The organism is Pseudothauera rhizosphaerae (assembly GCF_004801305.1).
In the GTDB taxonomy this organism is placed as follows: domain Bacteria; phylum Pseudomonadota; class Gammaproteobacteria; order Burkholderiales; family Rhodocyclaceae; genus Pseudothauera; species Pseudothauera rhizosphaerae.
Map to the genome: position 1 here is coordinate 141,285 of NZ_SSOD01000002.1, position 21,981 is coordinate 163,265.

General features: G+C 66.9%; 20 protein-coding genes and 1 other RNA gene. 10 read left to right on the forward strand and 11 right to left on the reverse strand.

Annotated elements, in window-relative coordinates:
- Window positions 1-53: 53 nt before the first annotated feature.
- The 11 genes from E6O51_RS02620 to gyrA form a co-directional block, all read right to left on the reverse strand.
- Complete coding sequence (locus E6O51_RS02620; protein ID WP_136383421.1) at window positions 54-1,376, reverse strand: UDP-glucose dehydrogenase family protein; 1,323 nt, start codon at window positions 1,374-1,376, stop codon at window positions 54-56.
- Window positions 1,377-1,460: 84 nt separating this feature from the next.
- Entirely contained in the window at window positions 1,461-2,636 is a 1,176-nt protein-coding gene (lapB, locus tag E6O51_RS02625) for a lipopolysaccharide assembly protein LapB (protein ID WP_136383422.1), read from the reverse strand.
- A gap of 5 nt (window positions 2,637-2,641) precedes the next feature.
- Window positions 2,642-2,944, reverse strand: coding sequence for a LapA family protein (locus E6O51_RS02630; protein ID WP_136383423.1), 303 nt, complete (start codon window positions 2,942-2,944; stop codon window positions 2,642-2,644).
- A 94-nt stretch (window positions 2,945-3,038) separates the two neighbouring features.
- A complete protein-coding gene (locus E6O51_RS02635) occupies window positions 3,039-3,323 on the reverse strand; it encodes an integration host factor subunit beta (protein ID WP_136383424.1) in 285 nt (94 codons plus the stop codon).
- 11 nt (window positions 3,324-3,334) lie between these two features.
- Complete coding sequence (rpsA, locus tag E6O51_RS02640; RefSeq protein WP_136383425.1) at window positions 3,335-5,038, reverse strand: 30S ribosomal protein S1; 1,704 nt, start codon at window positions 5,036-5,038, stop codon at window positions 3,335-3,337.
- Window positions 5,039-5,151: 113 nt separating this feature from the next.
- A complete protein-coding gene (locus E6O51_RS02645; protein ID WP_136383426.1) occupies window positions 5,152-7,092 on the reverse strand; it encodes a bifunctional 3-phosphoshikimate 1-carboxyvinyltransferase/cytidylate kinase in 1,941 nt (646 codons plus the stop codon).
- Between the two features lie 4 nt (window positions 7,093-7,096).
- Window positions 7,097-7,984 carry a prephenate dehydrogenase gene (locus E6O51_RS02650; protein WP_136383427.1) on the reverse strand — a complete coding sequence of 296 codons (888 nt, stop codon included), beginning with the start codon at window positions 7,982-7,984 and terminating at the stop codon, window positions 7,097-7,099.
- 16 nt (window positions 7,985-8,000) lie between these two features.
- A complete protein-coding gene (hisC, locus tag E6O51_RS02655) occupies window positions 8,001-9,098 on the reverse strand; it encodes a histidinol-phosphate transaminase (protein ID WP_136383428.1) in 1,098 nt (365 codons plus the stop codon).
- Between the two features lie 42 nt (window positions 9,099-9,140).
- On the reverse strand, window positions 9,141-10,205 hold the full coding sequence (gene pheA / locus E6O51_RS02660) for a prephenate dehydratase (RefSeq protein WP_136383429.1): 1,065 nt from the start codon (window positions 10,203-10,205) through the stop codon (window positions 9,141-9,143).
- 19 nt (window positions 10,206-10,224) lie between these two features.
- Window positions 10,225-11,322 (reverse strand): 3-phosphoserine/phosphohydroxythreonine transaminase, encoded by a 1,098-nt coding sequence (gene serC, locus E6O51_RS02665; protein WP_136383430.1) that lies wholly within the window; start codon window positions 11,320-11,322, stop codon window positions 10,225-10,227.
- Window positions 11,319-13,928 carry a DNA gyrase subunit A gene (gene gyrA / locus E6O51_RS02670; RefSeq protein WP_136383431.1) on the reverse strand — a complete coding sequence of 870 codons (2,610 nt, stop codon included), beginning with the start codon at window positions 13,926-13,928 and terminating at the stop codon, window positions 11,319-11,321. Before gyrA ends, serC begins: the two co-directional genes overlap by 4 nt.
- A 220-nt stretch (window positions 13,929-14,148) precedes the next feature.
- Here gyrA and E6O51_RS02675 point away from each other — a divergent pair, with 220 nt between their 5' ends.
- From E6O51_RS02675 to E6O51_RS02720, 10 genes are all read left to right on the forward strand, one after another.
- A complete protein-coding gene (locus E6O51_RS02675; protein ID WP_136383432.1) occupies window positions 14,149-15,468 on the forward strand; it encodes a TRZ/ATZ family hydrolase in 1,320 nt (439 codons plus the stop codon).
- A 100-nt stretch (window positions 15,469-15,568) separates the two neighbouring features.
- The gene (locus E6O51_RS02680) at window positions 15,569-16,282 is read left to right on the forward strand and encodes an OmpA family protein (protein ID WP_136383433.1); all 714 of its coding nucleotides are present in this window, start codon (window positions 15,569-15,571) and stop codon (window positions 16,280-16,282) included.
- A 117-nt stretch (window positions 16,283-16,399) separates the two neighbouring features.
- On the forward strand, window positions 16,400-17,101 hold the full coding sequence (ubiG, locus tag E6O51_RS02685; RefSeq protein ID WP_136383434.1) for a bifunctional 2-polyprenyl-6-hydroxyphenol methylase/3-demethylubiquinol 3-O-methyltransferase UbiG: 702 nt from the start codon (window positions 16,400-16,402) through the stop codon (window positions 17,099-17,101).
- A gap of 79 nt (window positions 17,102-17,180) precedes the next feature.
- Window positions 17,181-17,558: a transfer-messenger RNA gene (gene ssrA / locus E6O51_RS02690) on the forward strand.
- 164 nt (window positions 17,559-17,722) lie between these two features.
- Window positions 17,723-18,943, forward strand: coding sequence for a tyrosine-type recombinase/integrase (locus E6O51_RS02695; RefSeq protein ID WP_136383435.1), 1,221 nt, complete (start codon window positions 17,723-17,725; stop codon window positions 18,941-18,943).
- 392 nt (window positions 18,944-19,335) lie between these two features.
- Window positions 19,336-19,566 carry a helix-turn-helix transcriptional regulator gene (locus E6O51_RS02700; RefSeq protein ID WP_136383436.1) on the forward strand — a complete coding sequence of 77 codons (231 nt, stop codon included), beginning with the start codon at window positions 19,336-19,338 and terminating at the stop codon, window positions 19,564-19,566.
- A gap of 11 nt (window positions 19,567-19,577) precedes the next feature.
- Window positions 19,578-19,964, forward strand: a complete 387-nt coding sequence (locus E6O51_RS02705) for a helix-turn-helix domain-containing protein (RefSeq protein ID WP_136383437.1) — start codon at window positions 19,578-19,580, stop codon at window positions 19,962-19,964.
- Complete coding sequence (locus E6O51_RS02710; protein ID WP_136383438.1) at window positions 19,961-20,365, forward strand: single-stranded DNA-binding protein; 405 nt, start codon at window positions 19,961-19,963, stop codon at window positions 20,363-20,365. Before E6O51_RS02705 ends, E6O51_RS02710 begins: the two co-directional genes overlap by 4 nt.
- A 1-nt stretch (window position 20,366) precedes the next feature.
- A complete protein-coding gene (locus E6O51_RS02715; protein WP_136383439.1) occupies window positions 20,367-20,774 on the forward strand; it encodes a hypothetical protein in 408 nt (135 codons plus the stop codon).
- The gene (locus E6O51_RS02720) at window positions 20,771-21,844 is read left to right on the forward strand and encodes an AAA family ATPase (RefSeq protein ID WP_230976678.1); all 1,074 of its coding nucleotides are present in this window, start codon (window positions 20,771-20,773) and stop codon (window positions 21,842-21,844) included. The genes E6O51_RS02715 and E6O51_RS02720 overlap by 4 nt, the downstream gene beginning before the upstream one ends.
- Window positions 21,845-21,981: the final 137 nt, after the last annotated feature.

Below are 21,981 nucleotides of genomic sequence, written 5' to 3' on the forward strand. Positions count from 1 at the left end.
GATGGTAACCCGAACGCCCGGCGCACGAATCATGAAACGCAGGCCGGCGCTCCCTAGCCGCGGCCGATGCCGAAGTACTCGATACCGTGGCGCTCGAGCACCGCGGGCTCGTACATGTTGCGCCCGTCGAACACCACCGGCTGGCGCAGCAGGTCGCGCACGCGGGGGAAGTCGGGGCTGCGGAACTCCTTCCACTCGGTGACGATGACCAGCGCGTCCGCACCGTCCACCGCATCCATCGGCCGCGCGGCATAGGCCAGGCGCGGCTCGTCGCCGAAGATGCGCTGCGCCTCGTCCATCGCCACCGGATCGTAGGCCACCGCGCTGGCGCCGCGTCGGAAGAGTTCTTCCAGCACCACCCGGCTGGGCGCCTCGCGCATGTCGTCGGTGTTGGGCTTGAAAGCCAGTCCCCACAGGGCGAAGCGCCGTCCGGCAAGGTTGTCGCCGAAGCGTGCCACGATCTTGTCCACGAGGCGCCGCTTCTGGCGCTCGTTGACCGACTCGACCGCGCCCAGCAGGCGCAGGTCGTGACCGTGCTCGCGGCCGGTGCGCACCAGCGCCTTGACGTCCTTGGGAAAGCAGGAGCCGCCGTAGCCGCAGCCGGCGTAGAGGAAGTGCCAGCCGATGCGCGGGTCCGAGCCGATGCCCTGGCGCACCAGTTCGATGTCCGCGCCCAGGGTCTCGGCCAGATTGGCCAATTCGTTCATGAAGCTGATGCGAGTGGCGAGCATGGCGTTGGCGGCGTACTTGGTCAGTTCGGCGCTGCGCACGTCCATCACCAGCAGGCGCTCGTGGTTGCGCTGGAAGGGGGCGTAAAGCTCACGCATCCAGTCGATGGCGCGCGCGTCGTCGGCGCCGACGATGATGCGGTCCGGGCGCATGAAGTCGTCCACCGCCGCGCCTTCCTTGAGGAACTCGGGGTTGGACACCACGCTGTACTCCAGCGCCGCGCCGCGCGCCGCCACTTCCTCGGCGATGGCCGCGCGCACCTTGTCCGCGGTGCCCACCGGCACGGTGGACTTGTCCACCACCACGCGGTAGCCGTCCATGTGGCGGCCGATGTTGCGCGCGGCGGCCAGCACGTACTGCAGGTCGGCCGAGCCGTCCTCGTCCGGCGGCGTGCCGACCGCGATGAACTGCACGTCGCCGTGGCGCACCGCTGCCGGGATGTCGGTGGTGAAGCGCAGGCGGCCGGCCTGCACGTTGCGCTGCACGACTTCGAGCAGGCCCGGCTCGTGGATCGGGATGCCGCCCTCTTCAAGGATGCGGATCTTGGACGGATCGACGTCCAGGCACAGCACGTCGTTGCCCACGTCGGCGAGGCAGGCGCCGCTCACCAGACCGACATAGCCGCTTCCCACAACAGTCACTTTCATGATGGTCTTCCCGGAATGACAGGAATGCTCTGTTGGCGGAGCCTGGCACAGACCGGTTACAGGCGGACTGCCGGTACCGGTGGCTCAGGGCGCCAGATCGAATTCTTCGGTGCGCTTGGGCGGGTAGGTTTCCCATCCGCCGCAGGCCGGGCAGCGCCAGTGGAACTGGCGCGCCTTGAAGCCGCAGGCGTCGCAACGGTAGCGCGCGACCTTGCGGGTGTGGCCGTGGATCAACTGCTTGACCAGTTCGATGTCGCCGCGCTGGTCGGCCGGCGCGGAGATCAGCGCGGCTTCCAGCAGCTTGTCCAGCCCGAGCAGGGTCGGATTGCGGCGCAGTTCCTCTCGCACCAGATCGTAGGCCGCCCGGGCGCCACGGGACTCCAGTTCCCAGTGGAAAACCTCGTCGAGCAGATCGAGGGAAGGATGGCGCTCCAGCCAGGCGCGCTGCAGCACATGGCCCTGCTCGATGCGGCCGAGCCGCTGATAGGCTTCCATGACGCGCTCGGCCACCAGCGCGAGGTAGACCGGATTCTGGTTGTCCACCTTTTTCCACGCCTCCAGCGCCGCCTCGTCCTGCCCCTGGGCCGCCAGCAGGTCGCCCAGGATCAGGCTGGCGCGCACGCAGCGCGGGTTGATCGCCAGGGCCTCGTCCACCTGGCTTCGCGCCTCGTCGAGGCGGGAGTCGGCCAGCGCGGCGGCGGCGAGTTCGCAGTGGAAGTTGGCGACCTCGGTGCGCCACAGCACGCTCTCGTGGTCGGGCAGCGCGCGCGCCGCGGCGATGGCCTTGGCCCAGTCCTTCTCCTGCTGGTAGATCTCCAGCAGATAACGCAGGGCCACGTCGTTGAGGCGGGTGCCGCGCAGCTTCACGAACACCGCCTCGGCGCGGTCGAGCAGGCCGGCCTTGAGGAAATCCTGGCCCAGTTCGCCGAGGGCCTGCAGGCGCTGCTCTTCGGACAGATCCTCGCGATCCACCAGGTTCTGGTGCATGCGGATCGCCCGGTCGGTCTCGCCGCGGCGGCGGAACAGGCTGCCGAGGGCGAAATGCAGCTCGATGGTGTGCGGGTCGATCTTGACCGCCTCGATGAAGGCGTCGATGGCCTTGTCCTGCTGCTCGTTGAGCAGGAAGTTCAGCCCGTTCAGATAGGAGCGCGGCAGGGCGCGGGATTCATGCACCACCTGCTTGATGTCGATGCGCGCGGCCAGCCAGCCGAGCGCGAAGAACAGCGGCAGCGCCAGCAACCACCAGAATTCGATTTCCATCGTGTTCAGAACGCCTCGGGGGCCTGCTCGTCGACCTTCGCCGGCACGGCCGGGCGGTCGCGCTCGGCGCGGGCGGCCTGACGGCGCAGGCGGCCGATTTCACGGCGCTGGCGCAGCAGCGAGCCGAAGGTCGCGGTCGTGCCGAGCACCGCGCCGGCGGTGAAGACCGCCAGGATCACGAACACCAGCGGCAGTTCCCACTCGGCGCCGAAGAAGAAGTGCAGCCGCACGAGGTGATCGTTCTTGACCGCAAAGCCGAACAGGAGGAAGAACAGCAAGAGGCGGAGAATCCACATTACGAGGCGCATGGGTGGGCATTATCTCCGAGGGAATGACAAAAAAGAAGGCGGCACGTGCCGCCTTCATGAGCTTTCACTGCATCCGGTGTCGCCGCCGGGAACATCAACCGGCCAGGTCGACGCGTTCGCGCAACTCCTTGCCGGCCTTGAAGTGCGGCACGTACTTCTCGGGCACGTGCACCTTTTCGCCGGACTTGGGATTGCGCCCCACGCGCGGTGGCCGGTAGTTGAGTGCAAAACTCCCGAACCCGCGGATCTCGATGCGGTCACCGCGCGAAAGCGCGTCGGTCATCGCATCGAGGATCATCTTGACCGCGTAATCGGCGTCCTTTGCGACAAGCTGCGGAAAACGCGCCGCAAGCTGCGCAATCAGCTCCGATTTGGTCATGGTGGGCGGGCTTATTGCTTCTGCTCGTTCAGCTTGGCCTTCAGCAGGGCCCCCAGGTTCGTGGTGCCGGTGGCCGCAGAGCTTTCGGAAGCCAGCTTCTGCATGGCTTCGGTCTGCTCGGCCTGATCCTTGGCGCGGATCGACAGGCTGATCGAACGGGTCTTGCGATCGACGTTGATGATCACGGTCTCGACCTCGTCACCGGCCTTCAGCACGGTGGTCAGATCGTCGACACGGTGGGCGGCGGCCTCGGAGGCACGCAGATAGCCTTCCACGTCGTCGTTCAGCGCGATCACCGCACCGCGGGCTTCGACCGACTTCACGGTACCGCGCACCAGCGAGTTCTTCTCGTGAGTGGCGATGAAGTTGGTGAAGGGGTCGCCTTCGAGTTGCTTGACGCCCAAGGAGATGCGCTCGCGCTCCACGTCGATGGCCAGCACCACGGCTTCCACCTCGTCACCCTTCTTGAAGCGGCGCACGGCCTCTTCGCCCGGCTCGCTCCAGGACAGGTCGGACAGGTGCACCAGGCCGTCGATGCCGCCGTCCAGGCCGATGAACACGCCGAAGTCGGTGATGGACTTGATCTGACCGCTGACCTTGTCGCCCTTCTTGTGGTTCATGTTGAACTCTTCCCACGGGTTGGCAGCGCACTGCTTCATGCCCAGGGAGATGCGGCGGCGGTCCTCGTCGATGTCGAGGATCATCACTTCGACCTCGTCGCCGAGCTGGACGACCTTGGTCGGATGGATGTTCTTGTTGGTCCAGTCCATTTCGGACACGTGCACCAGGCCCTCGATGCCCTGCTCGACTTCCACGAACGCACCGTAGTCGGTGATGTTGGTGACCTTGCCGAACAGGCGGGTGCCCTGCGGGTAGCGGCGGGCGATGCCGACCCACGGATCTTCGCCGAGCTGCTTGAGGCCCAGGGAGACGCGGTTCTTCTCCTGATCGAACTTGAGCACCTTGGCTTCGATCTCGTCGCCCACGTTGAGCACTTCGGACGGGTGGCGGACGCGGCGCCAGGCCAGGTCGGTGATGTGCAGCAGGCCATCAATGCCGCCCAGGTCGACGAACGCACCGTAGTCGGTGATGTTCTTGACGATCCCCTTGATGATGGTGCCTTCCTTGAGGTTGGAGAGCAGCTTTTCGCGCTCTTCGCCCATCGACTCTTCCAGCACGGCGCGGCGGGAAACCACCACGTTGTTGCGCTTGCGGTCGAGCTTGATGACCTTGAATTCGTATTCCTTGCCTTCGTACGGCGTGGTGTCCTTGACCGGACGCATGTCCACCAGCGAGCCCGGCAGGAAGGCGCGGATGCTGTTGGTCATGACGGTGAGGCCGCCCTTGACGCGGCCGGTGATCACGCCCTTGACCAGCGCGCCTTCGTTGAGCGCCTTCTCCAGGTCGTTCCACGCGGCGATGCGCTTGGCCTTGTCGCGGGACAGGCGGGTCTCGCCGTAGCCGTCTTCCAGCGCCTCGATGGCGACGTGGATGAAATCGCCGACATTGGCTTCGAGTTCGCCGCGGTCGTTGCGGAACTCCTCGATGGGCACGTAGCTTTCGGACTTCAGGCCGGCGTTGACGACCACGAAGTTCTGGTCGATGCGCACGACTTCGGCGGTGATGACTTCGCCGGCGCGCATTTCCTGACGGGCGAGGCTTTCTTCGAAAAGAGCGGCGAAACTTTCCTGGGTAGCGGGGGTGGCAGTAGACATGTGATTGAAGGGAACCCGGAGCCGCCGTGAAGCGGCCAGTTTGTTGGTTGGCAAAACGGCCGCGGACACATTCCCACAGCCGCCACGACAATGGACGCCGCGCGCGCCGCGGATCAGTCCGCGACCGGCACGCGTTCGAGCACGAAGCTCACTGCCTGCTCCACGTCCAGGTTGGTGGTGTCGAGGAGCACTGCGTCCGGCAGCTTCTTCAAAGGCGCCACGGGCCGTGCGGCATCCCGCGCGTCCCGTTCGTGCAAATCCTTCAAAAGACTTTGCATGTTAGCAGCCATTCCCTTTGCCATCAACTGCTTATAACGGCGCTCGGCACGCGCTTCCGCCGTGGCGGTCAGAAAGACCTTCAGCGCGGCATCCGGAAACACCACCGAGCCCATGTCCCGCCCTTCGGCCACCAGGCCGGGCGCGGCACGGTAGTCGCGCTGGCGGTCCAGCAGCGCGGCGCGCACCGCCGGCAGGGCGGCCACTTTCGAGGCCCCCGCGGAGCAGGCCTCGCTGCGGATGTCGTCGGTGACGTCGGCGCCGTCCAGCAACACCCGGCCGTCCTCGAAGGACGCCGGCAGGGCCGCGGCGAGGGCCGCCAGGCGCCCCTCCTCCTCCAGCGCCACGCCGGCACGCAGGGCCGCGAGTGCGACCAGGCGGTAGAGCGAGCCGCTGTCCAGGTAGTGCCAGCCCAGCGCCTGCGCCACGCGCGCGGCCACCGTGCCCTTGCCGGAGGCCGAGGGGCCGTCGATGGCGAGCACCGGCACCGGGCGCGCGACCTCGGCGAAGCGCTCGAAATAGGTGGGGAAGGTCTTGTTCACGCACTTCGGATCGTTGATCCGCACCCGCAGCCCGCCCAGGCTGACCAGCGAGAAGCACATGGCCATGCGGTGGTCGTCGTAGGTGGCTATGGCTGCCACCCGCAGGCGGGTGGGCGGCGTGACCTTCAGAGTGTCCGTGCCCTCCTCCACCGTGGCGCCCACCTTGCGCAACTCGGTGGCCATGGCCGCGATGCGGTCCGTCTCCTTGACCCGCCAGCTCGCGATGTTGCGCAGGACGCACGGCCCGTCGGCGAAGAGCGCCGCCACGGCGAGCGTCATGGCCGCGTCGGGGATGTGGTTCAGATCCATGTCGAAGGCACGCAGGCGGCCGGATTCGGGGGCACGCGCCTCGATCCAGTTCGGCCCCATGTCGATGCGCGCCCCAAGCTCGGCCAGCGCCTCGGCGAAGCGCACGTCGCCCTGGATGCTGTCGCGCCCCACGCCCTCGACCCGCACCGGACCGCCGCCGATGGCGCCGGCGGCGAGGAAGTAGGACGCGGACGAAGCATCGCCCTCCACATACACGATGCTGGGGCTGCGGTAGCGCGCGCCGGCCGGCACGGTGAAGCGCGCCCAGCCCTCGCGCCGCACCTGGACGCCGAAGCGTTCCATCAGCGCCAGCGTGATGGCGATGTAGGGCTTGGAGATCAGCTCGCCGACCACCTCGATGACGGTTTCCGCGCCGGTCAGCGGCAGCGCCATCAGCAGCGCGGTGAGGAACTGGCTGGAGACGTCGCCGCGCACCTGGAGCACGCCGCCGGCACGCACGCTGCCCGGATGAATGGCCAGCGGCGGATAGCCGTCTTTGCCCAGATAGTCGATGGCTGCGCCGGCCTGGCGCAGGGCATCCACCAGATCGCCGATGGGGCGCTCGTGCATGCGCGGCACGCCGGACAGGCGGTACTCGCCGCCGGCCAGCGCCAGCGCCGCAGTGAGCGGACGGAAGGCGGTGCCGGCATTGCCGAGGAAGAGGTCGGCCGTCTTGACCGGAAACACGCCGCCCACGCCCCGCACGGTGTAGTCGTCGCCGTCGCCGCGCCGCGTCCAACGCACGCCGAGGGCCTGCAGCGCTTCCAGCATGCGCTCCACGTCGTCGGAGGCGAGCAGGTCGCGGATGTCGGTTTCGCCTTCGGCCAGCGCGGCGAGCAGCAGCACGCGGTTGGAAATGCTCTTGGAGCCGGGCAGGCGCACCCGCCCGCGGGCACCCAGCAGCGGGACAAGGTCGAGGAATTCCATAGGCTTACTCGGTGACGATGTTGGTCTGCTGCTCGGCCCAGGCGTTGCGCGCGCGGCGCGCCTCGTCGAACAGTTGCTCGAGCCCGGCGGCGTCGCCCGAGAGCAGCAAGGCGCGCAGGAAGGCGAGCTCGGCGAGGTACTGGTCCAGTTCGCCGAGCAGGGCCTGGCGGTTGGCCATGCAGATGTCGCGCCACATCTCCGGGTGGCTGCCGGCGATGCGCGTGAAGTCGCGGAAGCCGCTCGCGGCATAGCTGAACAGCAGCTCGGCGTTGGCCCGTCCGGCCAGATCATGCACCAGGCCGAAGGCGAGCAGGTGCGGCAGGTGGCTGACCGCGGCGAACACACGGTCGTGATCGGCCGGCGACATTTCGCTGAGCACGGCACCGCAGGCCGCCCACGCAGCACGTACGCGCTCGACGGCCGATGCGGCATTCTCCGGCAAGGGGGTGACCACCACCTTCCTGCCCTCGTATAAGGTTGGAAAGGCAGCGTCCACGCCGCTTTTCTCTGCGCCGGCAATGGGGTGCGCCGGCACCACGTTGGCCAGGTGCGCATCCAGGTGGCGGTAGATCGCCTCGATGACGTCGCGCTTGGTACTGCCGGCGTCGGTGACCACGGTGTCCGGGTTCAGGTGCGGCGCCATGGCGGCCATAAGGGCGTCCATCTGGCCCACGGGCGCGGCGAGTAGGACCAGATCCGCACCGTCCAGCGCCGTCGCCCAGCCGGTGGCGGCCTCGTCGATGACGCCGAGCTCGACCGCGCGTGCCAGCGAATCCGCGCTGCGGCCCATACCGACGATGCGTCCGACCGCACCGGCACGGCGCAGGGCCAGTGCGAAGGAGCCGCCGATGAGGCCGACGCCGCACACCACCAGTTTGCCGATCAGGGCCATCTGCGTGCGCTCCGCGTCAGGCCAGCGCCTGCTTGAGCGCGGCGATGAAACGGGCGTTTTCCTCCGGCAGGCCGATGGACACGCGCAGCCACTCGGGCATGCCGTAACCGGCGATCGGGCGCACGATGACGCCCTGACGCAACAGACTGGCATTGACCGCAGCAGCGTCGCCCACCTTGAAGGTGACGAAGTTGCCCGCAGAGGGGATCCACTCCAGTTCCAGTTCGGCCAGCGCCTCGGTGATCTGCCCCATGCCGCGCGCGTTGAGGCGCGCACTCTGGGCGAGGAACTCCTCGTCGGCGAGCGCCGCCTCGGCCGCCGCCAGCGCCACGCTGGAGACGTTGAAGGGCTGGCGCACGCGGTTCATCAGGTCGGCCACGTCCGGGTGGGCGATGCCGTAGCCCACGCGCAGGCCGGCCAGGCCGTAGGCCTTGGAGAAGGTGCGCGACACCAGCAAGTTGGGGAAACGCTCCAGCCAGGCCAGGCTGTCGTAATGCTGGTCGGCGTTGAGGTATTCGGTGTAGGCCTCGTCCAGCACCACCAGCACGTCCGCCGGCACGCGGGCGAGGAAGGCTTCCAGTTCGGGGCCATGCACGAAGGTGCCGGTGGGATTGTTCGGGTTGGCGACGAACACCACGCGGGTGTCGGGCCGGATGGCGGCGGCCATGGTGTCCAGGTCGTGGCCGTAGTCCTTCGCCGGCACCTGGATGCCGTGGGCACCGACGGCGTTGATCGCCAGCGGGTAGACCGCGAAGGCGTATTCCGAGAACACTCCGGACAGCCCCGGCGCCAGGAAGGCGCGCGCGGCCAGCTCCAGCACGTCGTTGGAGCCGTTGCCGAGCACGAGCTGGGCGGGCTTCACGCCGTAGCGGCGCGACAGCGCACTCTTCAGCGCGAAGCCGTTGCCGTCCGGGTAGCGCTCGATGCCGGACAGGGAGCGCAGCGCCGCCTCGCGCGCAAGTGGCCCCATGCCGAGCGGATTCTCGTTGGAAGCCAGCTTGACGATGCCCGCTTCCGGGATGCCCATCTCACGCGCGAGCTCGGAAATCGGCTTGCCGGGCTGGTAGGGCGATATGGCGCGGATGTATTCGGGGGCCTGGCTGGCAACGCTCATGGTGATCTCCTGTCGTGTTTCCGTGGTGCCGGTAGCGGGCGTTCAGATCGCCGCCACCGGGTAGGACCCCAGCACCTTGACGAAGGCCGCGCGCTCGTTGAGCTCCTTGAGCGCCGCGGCCACCGCCGGGTCCTCCTGGTGGCCCTTGAAGTCCACGTAGAACACGTATTCCCACAGGCCGCCGCGCGCCGGGCGCGACTGCAGCTTGGTCATGTCCACACCATGGCGCGCCAGCGGTTCGAGCAGGGAATGCATGGCACCCGGCCGGTTCGGCGCCGAGACCACGATGGAGGTCTTGTCCTGTCCGGAAGGACCGGCGTCGTGGCGGGCAATGACCAGGAAGCGCGTGGTGTTGTTCGGATCGTCCTCGATGTTGGCGGCCAGGATGTTGAGGCCGTACAGCTCGGCCGCAGCCTCGCCGGCGATGGCGCAGGACTCCGGGTCTTCGGCGGCCAGCCGCGCAGCCTCGGCGTTGCTCGCCACCGGCACGCGCGGCAGGCTGGCGAGGTTGCGGTTGAGCCACTCATGGCACTGGGCCAGCGACTGGGCATGGGAGTACAGGCGCTTGGCGGCGCCGATGCCCTCGGCGCGGGACAGCAGTTGCTGGTGGATGCGCACCTTGACCTCGCCGCAGATCTTCAGCGGATTGGCGAGCAGCAGGTCCAGCGTGCCGCCCACCGCGCCTTCGGTGGAGTTTTCCACCGGCACCACGCCGTAATCCACGTTGCCGGCCTCGACCGCGCGGAACACGTCGTCGATGGCGGCCGTGGGCAGAAAGTTGGGCGCGGCACCGAAGTGCTTGCGCGCGGCGCTTTCGGAGAAGGTGCCGGCCGGCCCCAGGTAGGCCACCCTGAGGGGCTGCTCCAGCGCCAGGCAGGCGGACATGATCTCGCGGAAGATCTTCTTCACCGCCTCGTCGGGCAGCGGGCCCGGATTGGCATCTGCCAGCCGGCGCAGCACCTGGGCCTCGCGCTCCGGGCGGTAGATGTTGCCGTGCTTGATCTCGCCCACGCGCTGGGCGCAGCGGGCGCGCTCGGCGAGGCGGGCGAGGATTTCCTCGTCCAGGTGATCGATCTGGTTGCGCAGCTTCAGCAGTTCGTCGCTCATGGTCGGCTCGTTCCCGTGTTCAGCCGTGGCGCGCGGCAAAGGCCTTCATGTAGTCGACCAGGGCGGCCACACCCTCGATCGGCATCGCGTTGTAGATCGAGGCGCGCATGCCGCCCACGGACTTGTGCCCCTTCAACTGCACCAGGCCCGCCTCCTTGGCCCCGGCCAGGAAGGCGTCGTTGAGGGATTCGTCCCTGAGGAAGAAGGGCACGTTCATGCGCGAGCGGCAGGCCGGATCGACGCGGTTCTCGTAAAAGCCGCTGCCATCGAGGTAATCGTAGAGCAGGCGCGCCTTGGCGACGTTCCTGGCCTCGATGGCGGCCACGCCGCCCTGGCGCCTAAGCCACTGGAACACCAGTCCGGCGACGTAGATGGCGTAAGTGGGCGGGGTGTTGTACATGGAGCCCGCTTCGGCCACCGTCTTGTAATCGAAAGCCGAGGGGCAGTGGGGCATGGCGCGGCCGAGGAGATCCTCGCGTACGATGACGATGGTGAGCCCGGCGGGGCCGATGTTCTTCTGCGCGCCGCCGAAGATCAGGCCGTATTTCGCCACGTCGATGACGCGCGACAGGATGTGGGAGGACATGTCGGCCACCACCGGCACCCCGGCACGGCCGATGCGGGCGAGATCGGGCTCGAAGGGGTATTCCACCCCGCCTATGGTCTCGTTGGTGCAGGTGAAGAGATAGGCCGGGTCGGCCGACAACTGCCACGATTCCAGCGCCGGCACGGTAGTGTACCCGCTCGCCTCGGCGCTGGCGGCGACGTGCACCCGCCCGTAGCGGCCCGCTTCCTTGTGCGACTTGACCGACCAGGAGCCGGTGAGCACGTAGTCGGCGGTGCCTTTGCCGCCCATCAGGTTCAACGGGATGATGGCGTTCTCGGCGATCGCCCCGCCCTGCATGAACAGGACGCGGTAGTTCGCCGGCACGGCGAGCAGTTCGCGCAGGTCGGCCTCGGCGGCCTCGGCAATGGAGACGAACTCCTTGCCGCGGTGGCTCATTTCCATGACGCCCATGCCGGCGCCGTGCCAGTCCAGCATTTCCTCGGCGGCCTGGCGCAGCACCTCTTCGGGCAGCGCCGCGGGGCCGGCGCTGAAGTTCCACACCCGGCTCATGCCTCGTCTCCGTCGCTGCCGGCGCCCTCGCTGCCTTCGTCGGTCTCGTCGGTCTCGCCTTCCAGCGCTTCGTCCTCGGATTCGGCCACCTTCTCGATGCCGGCCAGGAAGGTGCCTTCATCCAGGTTGATCAGCGTCACGCCCTGGGTGGCGCGGCCCAGCTCGCGGATGTCGCGCACCTTGGTGCGGATCAGCACGCCGCCGGTGGAAATCAGCATCACCTCGCCGGTGGGTTCCACCAGCACCGCGCCCACCAGCTTGCCGTTGCGGTCGGAAGTCTGGATGGCGATCATGCCCTTGGTGCCGCGTCCGTGACGGGTATATTCGGCCACCTGGGTGCGCTTGCCGTAGCCGTTCTCGGTGGCGGTGAGCACGGATTGTTCCTCGCCCTTGGCCACCAGCATGGCGATCACGCGCTGGCCGTCTTCCAGCGTCATGCCGCGCACGCCGCGCGCCTCGCGGCCCATGGGGCGCACGTCGCCTTCGGCGAAGCGCACCGCCTTGCCGGCGTCGGAGAACAGCATCACGTCGCATTCGCCGTCGGTGATGGCCACGCCGATCAGGTGGTCGCCGTCGTCCAGGCTGGCGGCGATAATGCCGGCCTTGCGGGGGTTGGCGAAGGCCGACAGGGCGGTCTTCTTGACCGTGCCCTCGGCGGTGGCCATGAACACGAAGTGACCGTCGTCGAACTCCTTGATCGGCAGCACCGCGGTGATCTTCTCGCCCTCGATCAACGGGAACAGGTTGACGATGGGCCTGCCGCGCGAATTGCGCGTGCCTTCCGGCACCTCATAGACCTTCAGCCAGTACACCCGCCCACGGCTGGAGAAGCACAGCACGTAGTCATGGGTGTTGGCGACGAAGAGACGGTCGATGAAATCCTCGTCCTTCATCGAGGTGGCCTGCTTGCCGCGCCCGCCGCGGCGCTGGGCGCGGTAGTCGGCCAGCGGCTGGCGCTTGAAGTAGCCGCCGTGGGAGAGCGTGACCACCATGTCCTCGGGGGTGATCAGGTCCTCGATGTTGATCTCGGCGGTGGACAGCACGATCTCCGAGCGGCGCGGGTCGCCGAACTGGTTGCGGATCGCGGACAGCTCCTCGACGATGATGGCGGTGATGCGCTCGGGGCGTGCGAGGATGTCGAGCAGGTCGGTGATGAGTTCCATGACCTCGCGGTATTCGCCGACGATCTTGTCCTGCTCCATGTTGGTCAGGCGCTGCAACTGCATCTCGAGGATGCGCTGCGCCTGCACGTCGGACAGGCGATAGCCTTGCGCGGAGAGGCCGAATTCCGCCGACAGCCCTTCCGGCCGGTAGCTGTCGGCCGCGGCACGGGCGAGCATCTCTTCCACCAGCGCCGAGCGCCAGGTGCGCTCCATCAGCGCGCGGCGGGCGTCGGCCGGGGTGGGCGCGGCCTTGATCAGGGCGATGATCTCGTCCACGTTGGAGAGCGCCACCGCCAGGCCTTCCAGGATGTGGCCGCGGTCGCGCGCTTTCTTGAGTTCGAACACGGTGCGGCGGGTCACCACCTCGCGGCGGTGCTCCAGGAAGCACACCAGCATCTGCTTGAGATTCAGCAGGCGCGGCTTGCCGTCCACCAGCGCCACCATGTTCATGCCGAAGGTGTCCTGCAACTGGGTGTGCTTGAACAGGTTGTTGAGCACCACCTCGGGCATCTCGCCGCGCTTGAGTTCGATCACCACGCGCATGCCGGACTTGTCCGACTCGTCGCGGATTTCGCTGATGCCGTCGATCTTCTTCTCGTTCACCAGCTCGGCGATGCGCTCCTGCAGGGTGCGCTTGTTCACCTGGTAGGGAATCTCATCGACGATGATGGCCTGGCGGTCGCCCTTGCCGATGTCCTCGAAGTGGGTGCGCGCGCGCATCACCACCCGGCCGCGGCCGGTGCGGTAGCCTTCATGCACGCCGTGCAAGCCGTAGATCAGCCCGGCGGTGGGGAAGTCGGGCGCCTTGACGATGTCGATCAGCGCCTCGATGTCGGTGTCCGGCTCTTCCAGCAGCTTCAGGCAGGCGTCCACCACCTCGCCCAAGTTGTGGGGCGGGATGTTGGTCGCCATGCCCACCGCGATGCCGGAGGAGCCGTTGATCAGCAGATTGGGGATGCGCGCCGGCAGGATCAGCGGTTCCTTCTCCGAACCGTCGTAGTTCGGGCCGAAATCCACCGTCTCCTTGTCGATGTCGGCCAGCAGTTCGTGGCCGATACGGGCCATGCGGATTTCGGTGTAACGCATCGCCGCCGCGTTGTCGCCGTCCACCGAGCCGAAGTTGCCCTGGCCGTCTACCAGCATGTAGCGCAGCGAGAAGTCCTGCGCCATGCGCACGATGGTGTCGTACACCGCCGAATCGCCGTGGGGGTGGTACTTACCGATGACGTCACCGACGATGCGCGCGGATTTCTTGTATGCCCGGTTCCAGTCATTGGACAGCTCGTGCATCGCGAACAGCACACGCCGGTGCACCGGCTTGAGGCCGTCGCGCGCATCGGGCAGCGCCCGCCCCACGATCACGCTCATGGCGTAATCCAGGTAGGAGTGGCGCATCTCCTCTTCGAGGCTGATCGGCAGTGTTTCCTTGGCGAACTGGGTCATGTCGCGGCGGCGGGATTATCCGCTTGATCAAAAGCTTGCAATTTTAGCATGGCGACGGGCCCGAGCCGCTCCCCGATCACGCCGGATCGCCGCGCCCGCACGTGCGGGCGGCCCGCCGCTGCCTTGCGGTGGCAATCGGCGCATGGCGCAAGTAAGCTCGCCCCATCGAATCCGTGCCCGCCCTGCGGCGGGCCGCCCTCATCAGGACTGGAGAGACCCCATGCCCGACACAGCCGACCAGCTCATCGAGGCCCGCTGGATCGTTCCGGTGGAGCCGGCCGGCGTCACCCTGGAGCAACACAGCGTCGCCCTGCGCGGCGAGCGCATCGTCGCCGTGCTGCCGCGCGACGAAGCCCGCCGGCGCCATCCGCAAGCCCGCGTCACCAGCCTGCCCGACCACGTGCTGATCCCGGGTTTCGTCAACCTCCATGCCCACGCCGCCATGGCGCTGATGCGGGGCATCGCCGACGACCTGCCGCTGATGCGCTGGCTGCAGGAAGCGATCTGGCCCATCGAAGGCCGCCACGTCTCGCCGGCCTTCGTGCGCGACGGCACTTTGCTCGCCGCAAGGGAGATGTTGCGCGGCGGCATCACTACTTGTAACGATATGTATTTCTTCCCCGACGCCGCGGCCGAAGCCTTCGACCATGCCGGCATGCGTGCCGTCCTCGGTGCGGTGGTGATCGATTTCCCCACACCCTACGCCAGCGACGCCGACGACTACCTGCGCAAGGGCCTGGCCGTGCGCGACCGCTGGCGCGGCCACCCACGCATCGGCTTCACGCTCGCACCCCATGCGCCCTACACGGTTTCCGACGATCCACTCGCGCGCGTCGCCAGCCTGGCGGCGGAGATCGAAGTGCCGATCCACATCCACGTCCACGAAACCGCGCAGGAAGTCGCCGAATCCCTCGCCCGCCACGGCGTACGCCCGCTCGCTCGGCTGGAGCGCCTGGGCCTGCCCGGCGCCAATTTCATCGGCGTGCATGCGGTACACCTCGATGCCACCGACATCGACCTGCTCGCCCATCACGGCTGCAGCGTGGCGCACTGCCCCACTTCGAACATGAAGCTCGCCAGCGGCGCCGCGCCGGTCACAGCCCTGCTCGAACGCGGCGTCAACGTCGGCCTGGGCACCGACGGCGCGGCCAGCAACAACCGCCTCGACATGTTCACCGAGATGCGCCACGCCGCGCTGCTCGCCAAGGTCACGACCCTGGATGCCGCCGCCCTGCCGGCCCACACCGTGCTGCGCATGGCTACCCAGGGTGGCGCCGCGGCGCTGGGCATGGCCGACCGCATCGGCGCCATCGTCCCGGGCAAACTGGCGGACCTGTGCGCAGTCGCCTTCAACACTCCCGAAACACAGCCGTGCTTCGATCCAGTCTCCCATCTCGTGAACGTCGCCGGACGTGAACATGTGACACATGTCTGGGTTGGAGGTGAATTAAAGCTGGAACATGGAAAAAGCCTGTTGCAAACTGGCGACGCCGAACTGCTCCGGCTTGCAGCGGTGTGGCAAACTAAATTCGGTAGTTGAATTGGATAGATTTTTCCCCTTCAATGAGATGGTAAGTCCCGAAAGCACTTCGGATATATTCGGGTCCATACAGTCCCCTGCCCTTCGACGAGGAACAAAAATGATTAAACAGACCAAGATGCTGATGCTCGCCGCCGTCGCCGCGGCCAGCTTCTCCGCTCCCGCCGCCTTTGCCCAGGCCACCGACATCGTGGTCGACGGCGCGGGAGAAATTCCGTACGCCATCGATGCCCGCAACGTCGTGGCCCGCAGCGGCACCGGTCTGTGCTGGCGTACCGGCTACTGGACCCCGGCCGCCGCCAGCACCGTCCTGGCCGGCCAGTTCCCGGTCGGCTGCCAATGCGACGGCGACATCGTGCCGAAAGAAAAGTGCACCGCGCCGGAACCGGCCGCTGCACCGGCCCCCGCCGCGCCGGCCCCGGTCGTGCGTCCGACCGCCGACAAGATCAAGCTGTCCGCCGACACCCTGTTCGACTTCGACAAGGCCGTGCTGAAGCCTGAAGGCAAGACCCGCCTCGACGAACTCGCCGCCCAGGCCCAGGACCTCAAGCTGGAAGTCATCCTCGCCGTCGGCCACACCGACCGCATCGGCTCCGACGACTACAACCAGCGCCTGTCCGAACGCCGCGCCGCTGCGGTCAAGACCTATCTGGTCGAAAAGGGGATCGAAGCCAACCGCATCTATACGGAAGGCAAGGGCGAACGCCAGCCGGTCACCGGCACCACGTGCGACAAGGTCAGCCCGCGCTCCAAGCTGATCGCTTGCCTGCAGCCGGACCGCCGTGTGGAAGTGGAAGTGATCGGCACCAAGTAATTCCGCCGCGCACCAGGAAAGCCCTGCTTCGGCAGGGCTTTTTCTTTGTGCGGCGGCTATTGGGGGATTTCCGGTAACATGCGGCCTCTTGCCGTGTTTCCTGCGAGACGAAGCCAGATGAACGCCAACGCCGATCCCACCGAAGTCCAGAAGTTCAGCGATCTGGCACACCGCTGGTGGGACCCCGCCTCCGAATTCAAGCCGCTGCACGAGATCAACCCCCTGCGCCTGAACTGGATCGACAGCCAGGCCGTACTGGCCGGCAAGGAGGTTCTCGACGTGGGCTGCGGCGGCGGCATCCTGTCCGAAGGCATGGCCTCGCGCGGCGCGCGGGTGACCGGCATCGACCTGTCGGACAAGGCCCTCGGCGTCGCCCGCCTGCATCTGTTCGAGAGCGGGCTCAAGGTCGACTACCATCACAGCAGCGCGGAGCACTTCGCCGAGGCGCACCCGGAACGCTTCGACGTGGTGACCTGCATGGAAATGCTCGAGCACGTGCCGGACCCGGCCAGCACGGTCGCCGCCTGCGCGCACCTGGTCAAGCCCGGCGGCATGGTGTTCTTCTCCACCCTGAACCGCAATCCGAAGTCCTACCTGTTCGCCGTCATCGGCGCCGAGTACGTCCTGAAGCTGCTGCCGCGCGGCACGCACGATTACGCCAGGTTCATCAAGCCTTCGGAACTCGCGCGCCATGCCCGCCAGGCGGGGCTGGAGTCCCGCGAACTGATCGGTATGCACTACAACCCGTTCTCCAGGGTCTATTCGCTGGGCGGCGCTACCGACGTGAATTACCTGTTGAGCACCATCCGAGCCGTGTGACCCGCCTTATCGACGGGGCGTGCTAGACTGCCGCTTGAAATTCGAACCGCGCATCACCATATCTGTCACAACGATCACTGGGGCCGACCTGGCTTCGACGTGGGTCGCGAAGCAGAGCAGTGCATACCGAGGACCAGTCACCTCGTAAATCCATCTGGAAACAAACAAACGCCAACGACGAGCGTTTCGCTCTCGCCGCTTAATCCCGGCGGGCGCTGCACCGGCAGGTCTCTGGGCCGGGTGGTTCCAGCGTAAGCTGGACCGCTGCAGTGTCATTTACAGAGAATCGCGAGCAGGGCCGGGTTACTTGGCCCCGCAGCTAAAGGTAAGGTAACTCGCCCCTGTCCGGCCCGCCTGGCGGCTAAGGCAGGGGTTAAATCCAAATAGCCGGGCTAAGTATGTAGATCTGTCTGTAGAGGGCTTGCGGACGGGGGTTCGATTCCCCCCGGCTCCACCAGAAACACTTCCGAAGTAGTCCTATAAGGGCCGGAAAACCAAGAGAAATCAAGGTTTCCGGCCTTTTTCTTTGCCTATGTGTTCCTACGAGTACCGTTGCAAGCCGGCCGGAAGTGGGGGCAACATATGGGGCAACTCAGTTGCCCCCGCAGGACTTGCCCCCAAATGGCCCTGACCGACACCGCTATCCGTGCTGCCAAGCCCGCCGAGAAGCCCGTCAAGCTGTTCGACGAGAAGGGCTTGTATCTCGAACTCTCCCCTGCTGGGGGCAAGTGGTGGCGGCTCAAGTACCGCTTCGGGGGCAAGGAGAAGCGGATCAGCCTCGGGACCTACCCGGACGTCGGCCTGAAGCAGGCCCGCGAACGCCGCGACGAAGCCCGTAAGCTCCTCGCCGACGGGATCGATCCAGGCGAGCACCGCAAGGCGCAGAAAGCGGCCGGCGAGGAGCGCGCCGCCAACTCGTTCGAGGTCGTAGCGCGGGAGTGGTACGCCAAGATGGCCGCGACGTGGGTGCCGTCGCACGGCGAGAAAATCATCCGGCGCCTGGAGCGCGACATTTTCCCGTGGCTCGGCCGCAAGCCGGTTGGCGATATCGGTTCGCCTGAACTGCTTGCCACCATCCGCAAGATCGAGGACCGCGGCCGGCTGGAGACCGCACACCGCGCCCTGCAGAACTGCAGCCAGGTGTTCCGCTACGCCATTGCCACCGGCCGGGCCGAGCGAGATCCAGCCGCGGACCTTCGCGGCGCCCTGCCTCCGGTGCGCGAGACCCACTTCGCTGCCATCACCGACCCCAAGGAAGTAGCCGGGCTTCTCCGGGCGATCGATGGATTCACCGGCACGTTCATCGTGAAGGCGGCACTCCAGCTCTCCCCGTTGGTCTTCGTGCGCCCCGGCGAGCTGCGCCGCGCCCGGTGGGAGAGCATCGACCTCGATGCCGGCGAGTGGCGCTATTTCGTGACCAAGACAGCAAGCGACCACCTGGTGCCGCTCTCCACCCAGGCGGTGGCGATCCTGCGCGAGTTGCAGCCGCTCACCGGCCGCAACCAGTGGGTATTTCCCGGCATGCGCGACCACCAGAAGCCCATGAGCGAAGCCGCCATCAACGCCGCGCTGCGCCGCATGGGCTACGACACCAAGGCCGAGATGACCGGCCACGGCTTTCGTGCGATGGCCAGGACGATCCTGCACGAAGAACTCGGGTTCGACCCCGCGGTGATCGAGCACCAGCTCGCGCACCAGGTACCGGACGCGCTGGGCACGGCCTACAACCGGACGAAGTTCATCAAGGAGCGCCGGCAGATGATGCAACGCTGGGCGGACTACCTGGACAAGCTCAAGGCTGGGGCGGATGTGATCGAGATGCCGACCAAGGGTGCGGCGTGACGACCTGAGAAAACCTGAGTTCTGCCGCGCCTACTCCGGGGGAGGGAAACCGAGTTCCCTATCTTGGCGAGCACAGGAATAGGGCGTTGATCTTGTCGAAAACCGGATCAGCGCCGGCATAAAACGCTTTTTCCATTCATTCAAACAGTACCTTATGGCCTCCCCCCCCTGTAGGTCTAATTCCACCGGAAATCGTCATCAAAACAGCAACCGTCAAACTAAATTAACATTGAAATTCAGTATCATATGATTCGGCTGCGATTGGCAAAAAGCCACCGAGATCCAACTACCCCCCCCCTGTAGGGCTACACCTGTCTGATCGGACGTACCGAGAATTGCCATGTGTTCCGACGAAAGCCGGAGCGCTTCTCCTCAAACAAAGGAAAGCAAACATGGCCGCTCAACTTCAGACCGCCCCCACGATCCTCCGCCGCAAGCAGGTCGAACAACGGCTTTCGATCAGCCGCACCACGATCTACAGCCGAATCAATCCGAAATCCCAGCACTACGATCCGACTTTCCCGAAGCCGATTGATCTCGGTTACCGCTCCGTCGGGTGGATCGAATCCGAGATCGATGCCTGGATTGCATCCCGCATAGCCGCCTCCCGGGCCGCGGCCTGACGGGTGCCGCGATGACCGGGCAAGAAAAAGCCGTCGCGGTGGTGGCACACCGGACGGCCCTGGATACTGCTGAAGCGACTCAGCGCCGATTCTCGTTCCCGTCGCCGGGTTCGGTCAAGGCCGGCGTGCTGGCTGACCTGCTGGACGGCCAGCGCCTCACGCACCTGACCGTCTGGACGCGGTACGGATCGAGCCGCGCCGCCCATCACGTCCTGCGCCTGCGCCAAGCCGGGTTCCCGGTGGAGACCGTCACCATCGACGCGCCCACCCATGACGGCCGGACATCCCGCATTGCCGAATACCACCTGCCGGCCAGCGTCATCAAGCAGGTGGGTGAGGATGGGCGCCGCTTCGTCAAAACCGTTCGCGTGGGGCGGATGCGCGGAGGCAGCCAATGATCCGCGCGCTCGTCACTGGCGAGCTGTGGGCCGATCCGCAGCAGCGCACCAGCAAGAACGGCAACCCCTACGCCCTGGCGCGGCTGTCCGTGCCGATGGGCGAGGATGGCCGCGTGTCGTGTTCCGTGATTGCCTTCCAGGATGACGCCGTTGCCCGCCTGCTGCAACTGAAGGCGGGCGCATCGGTGGCCGTGGCCGGGACACTGAAGGTGGGCATCTTCACCGGCAACGACGGCACCGCCCGCCCGAGTCTGGACATGGTGGCCGACGAGGTTGCGTCGACCACGCCGAGGCCGAGAAAGCCGAAGGCCCCGCGCGCCGCACAGGACGGCGGACAGGCCGGTGGCGATCCGTTCGGCGACCTGCCAGGCGCCGGGGATCTGGACTGGATGGGGACGTGACATGCCGTCGGCCATCACCTTACCCAGACGCGCCACTGCGTCGCGCCGCCCGTTTCCTGCCTACGGCCGACAGATTGCGGACCTGCGCAAGCAGGGGATGCGGCCGGCCGGCGAATCCGTGTTCGTTCGGCTGGACACCTGGCCGCCTCGCAAACGGCCGGCGCATCTGAGGTTCCCGCAAGTCGTTGTATCCGACGAGGCCGAACCCGCCGCGCTGAGTTTCGCGTTCCTCGACGACTTGGATGTGCTCGTTGCGCACTGGCGCTCGAAGTCCGAGCCGCGGCGCCTGCGCGACCTGCTGCGGGAAATCCTGACCGCGAACCCGCGCCGGCTGATCGTGCTCGATGTCGAGCATGAAAAGCACTGGTGGGTGAAGTCCGTCGACCGTGGCGTGGAGGTGTCGTTGTGACTGCTCCACGGATTGCCGCCGTCCCGGACCCCGCCCCACGTGCGCGCCGCTTCAAGCTGCTGACCGCCGCCGACCTTGCCGGCCGGCCGCGGCTGCAATGGCGCGTGAAGGGCGTACTGCCACAGACGGGCATTGCCGCCATCATCGGGCCGAGCGGCAGCGGGAAGACCTTCCTGGCGCTGGACCTCGTTGCCGCCATCGAGCACGGCGTGTCGTGGTTCGGCTGCCGCGTGCGGTCCTGCCCGGTGGCATACCTCGCGCTGGAAGGCGAAGCCGGCATCTCGAACCGCGTCGCGGCCTACCAGGCACACACGGGGCACCGCTTTTCAGACCGTTTCCGCGTCGTCGTCGAACGCTTCGAGCTGCTGAGCACCGGCGACGTGCCCGCGCTGGCCGACACGCTGCAGGAATCGGGCGTTGCCGGTGGCGTCATCGTCCTCGACACCCTGAACCGCGCCGCCGCCGGGGCCGACGAGAACAGTTCCTCAGACATGGGGCTGCTGATCGCAGCAGCGACCGAGCTGCAGGTTCGGACGGGCGGGCTGGTGCTGATCGTCCATCACTCCGGGAAGGATGCCACCAAGGGCGCGCGGGGACACTCCAGCCTCTTCGCCGCTCTGGATGCCTGCATCGAGGTCAGCCGCACCGACGAGCGGCGAACGTGGAAGGTTGCGAAGTCCAAGGACGGCGAGGATGGCCACAGCCGTGCATTCCTGCTGCGTGTCGTCGAGATCGGCGAGGACGCGGATGGTGATCCCGTCACGTCCTGCGTCGTGGAGCCGGAAGAGCAGGCCGTCGAAGAGGTGCGCCGCGTCGTTCTGCCAGCCGGCGGCAATCAGCGCATCGTGTTCGACGCCCTTCGCGATCTGCTGCGCGAAGCCAGGCACTTCGGCATGGCCGGCGCTCCCCCGACCCGCCCTTGCATCGCACTGGAAGAGGCCATCACCAAGACTCGCGACCGGTTGGCCTGCGAGTCTGATCGTAGGACGGAGCGCACCAGAGCCGCACTCACGGGGCTGGTGAGTCGGGGGGCAATCGTGCTGCGGGAGGGCTGGATATGGCTCCCCTGACACCGCCCCCGTTTTCGTCCCCGTTTTTCCCCGTTTCCCCCACCCCCCTAAAGGGGGGTGTGGTGGGTTACGGGGGAGAGAAAGGACCGGGCGGGACCGAAACGGGGATTTCGGGGAATTTCGGGGACAAGCCTTCC

Excerpts from the sequence above, each read along its gene's own strand:
- E6O51_RS02620 (WP_136383421.1), bottom strand. The coding sequence starts at position 1,376 with ATGAAAGTGACTGTTGTGGGAAGCGGCTATGTCGGTCTGGTGAGCGGC.
- lapB (WP_136383422.1), bottom strand. The coding sequence starts at position 2,636 with ATGGAAATCGAATTCTGGTGGTTGCTGGCGCTGCCGCTGTTCTTCGCG.
- E6O51_RS02630 (WP_136383423.1), bottom strand. The coding sequence starts at position 2,944 with ATGCGCCTCGTAATGTGGATTCTCCGCCTCTTGCTGTTCTTCCTCCTG.
- E6O51_RS02635 (WP_136383424.1), bottom strand. The coding sequence starts at position 3,323 with ATGACCAAATCGGAGCTGATTGCGCAGCTTGCGGCGCGTTTTCCGCAG.
- rpsA (WP_136383425.1), bottom strand. The coding sequence starts at position 5,038 with ATGTCTACTGCCACCCCCGCTACCCAGGAAAGTTTCGCCGCTCTTTTC.
- E6O51_RS02645 (WP_136383426.1), bottom strand. The coding sequence starts at position 7,092 with ATGGAATTCCTCGACCTTGTCCCGCTGCTGGGTGCCCGCGGGCGGGTG.
- E6O51_RS02650 (WP_136383427.1), bottom strand. The coding sequence starts at position 7,984 with ATGGCCCTGATCGGCAAACTGGTGGTGTGCGGCGTCGGCCTCATCGGC.
- hisC (WP_136383428.1), bottom strand. The coding sequence starts at position 9,098 with ATGAGCGTTGCCAGCCAGGCCCCCGAATACATCCGCGCCATATCGCCC.
- pheA (WP_136383429.1), bottom strand. The coding sequence starts at position 10,205 with ATGAGCGACGAACTGCTGAAGCTGCGCAACCAGATCGATCACCTGGAC.
- serC (WP_136383430.1), bottom strand. The coding sequence starts at position 11,322 with ATGAGCCGGGTGTGGAACTTCAGCGCCGGCCCCGCGGCGCTGCCCGAA.
- gyrA (WP_136383431.1), bottom strand. The coding sequence starts at position 13,928 with ATGACCCAGTTCGCCAAGGAAACACTGCCGATCAGCCTCGAAGAGGAG.
- E6O51_RS02675 (WP_136383432.1), top strand. The coding sequence starts at position 14,149 with ATGCCCGACACAGCCGACCAGCTCATCGAGGCCCGCTGGATCGTTCCG.
- E6O51_RS02680 (WP_136383433.1), top strand. The coding sequence starts at position 15,569 with ATGATTAAACAGACCAAGATGCTGATGCTCGCCGCCGTCGCCGCGGCC.
- ubiG (WP_136383434.1), top strand. The coding sequence starts at position 16,400 with ATGAACGCCAACGCCGATCCCACCGAAGTCCAGAAGTTCAGCGATCTG.
- E6O51_RS02695 (WP_136383435.1), top strand. The coding sequence starts at position 17,723 with ATGGCCCTGACCGACACCGCTATCCGTGCTGCCAAGCCCGCCGAGAAG.
- E6O51_RS02700 (WP_136383436.1), top strand. The coding sequence starts at position 19,336 with ATGGCCGCTCAACTTCAGACCGCCCCCACGATCCTCCGCCGCAAGCAG.
- E6O51_RS02705 (WP_136383437.1), top strand. The coding sequence starts at position 19,578 with ATGACCGGGCAAGAAAAAGCCGTCGCGGTGGTGGCACACCGGACGGCC.
- E6O51_RS02710 (WP_136383438.1), top strand. The coding sequence starts at position 19,961 with ATGATCCGCGCGCTCGTCACTGGCGAGCTGTGGGCCGATCCGCAGCAG.
- E6O51_RS02715 (WP_136383439.1), top strand. The coding sequence starts at position 20,367 with ATGCCGTCGGCCATCACCTTACCCAGACGCGCCACTGCGTCGCGCCGC.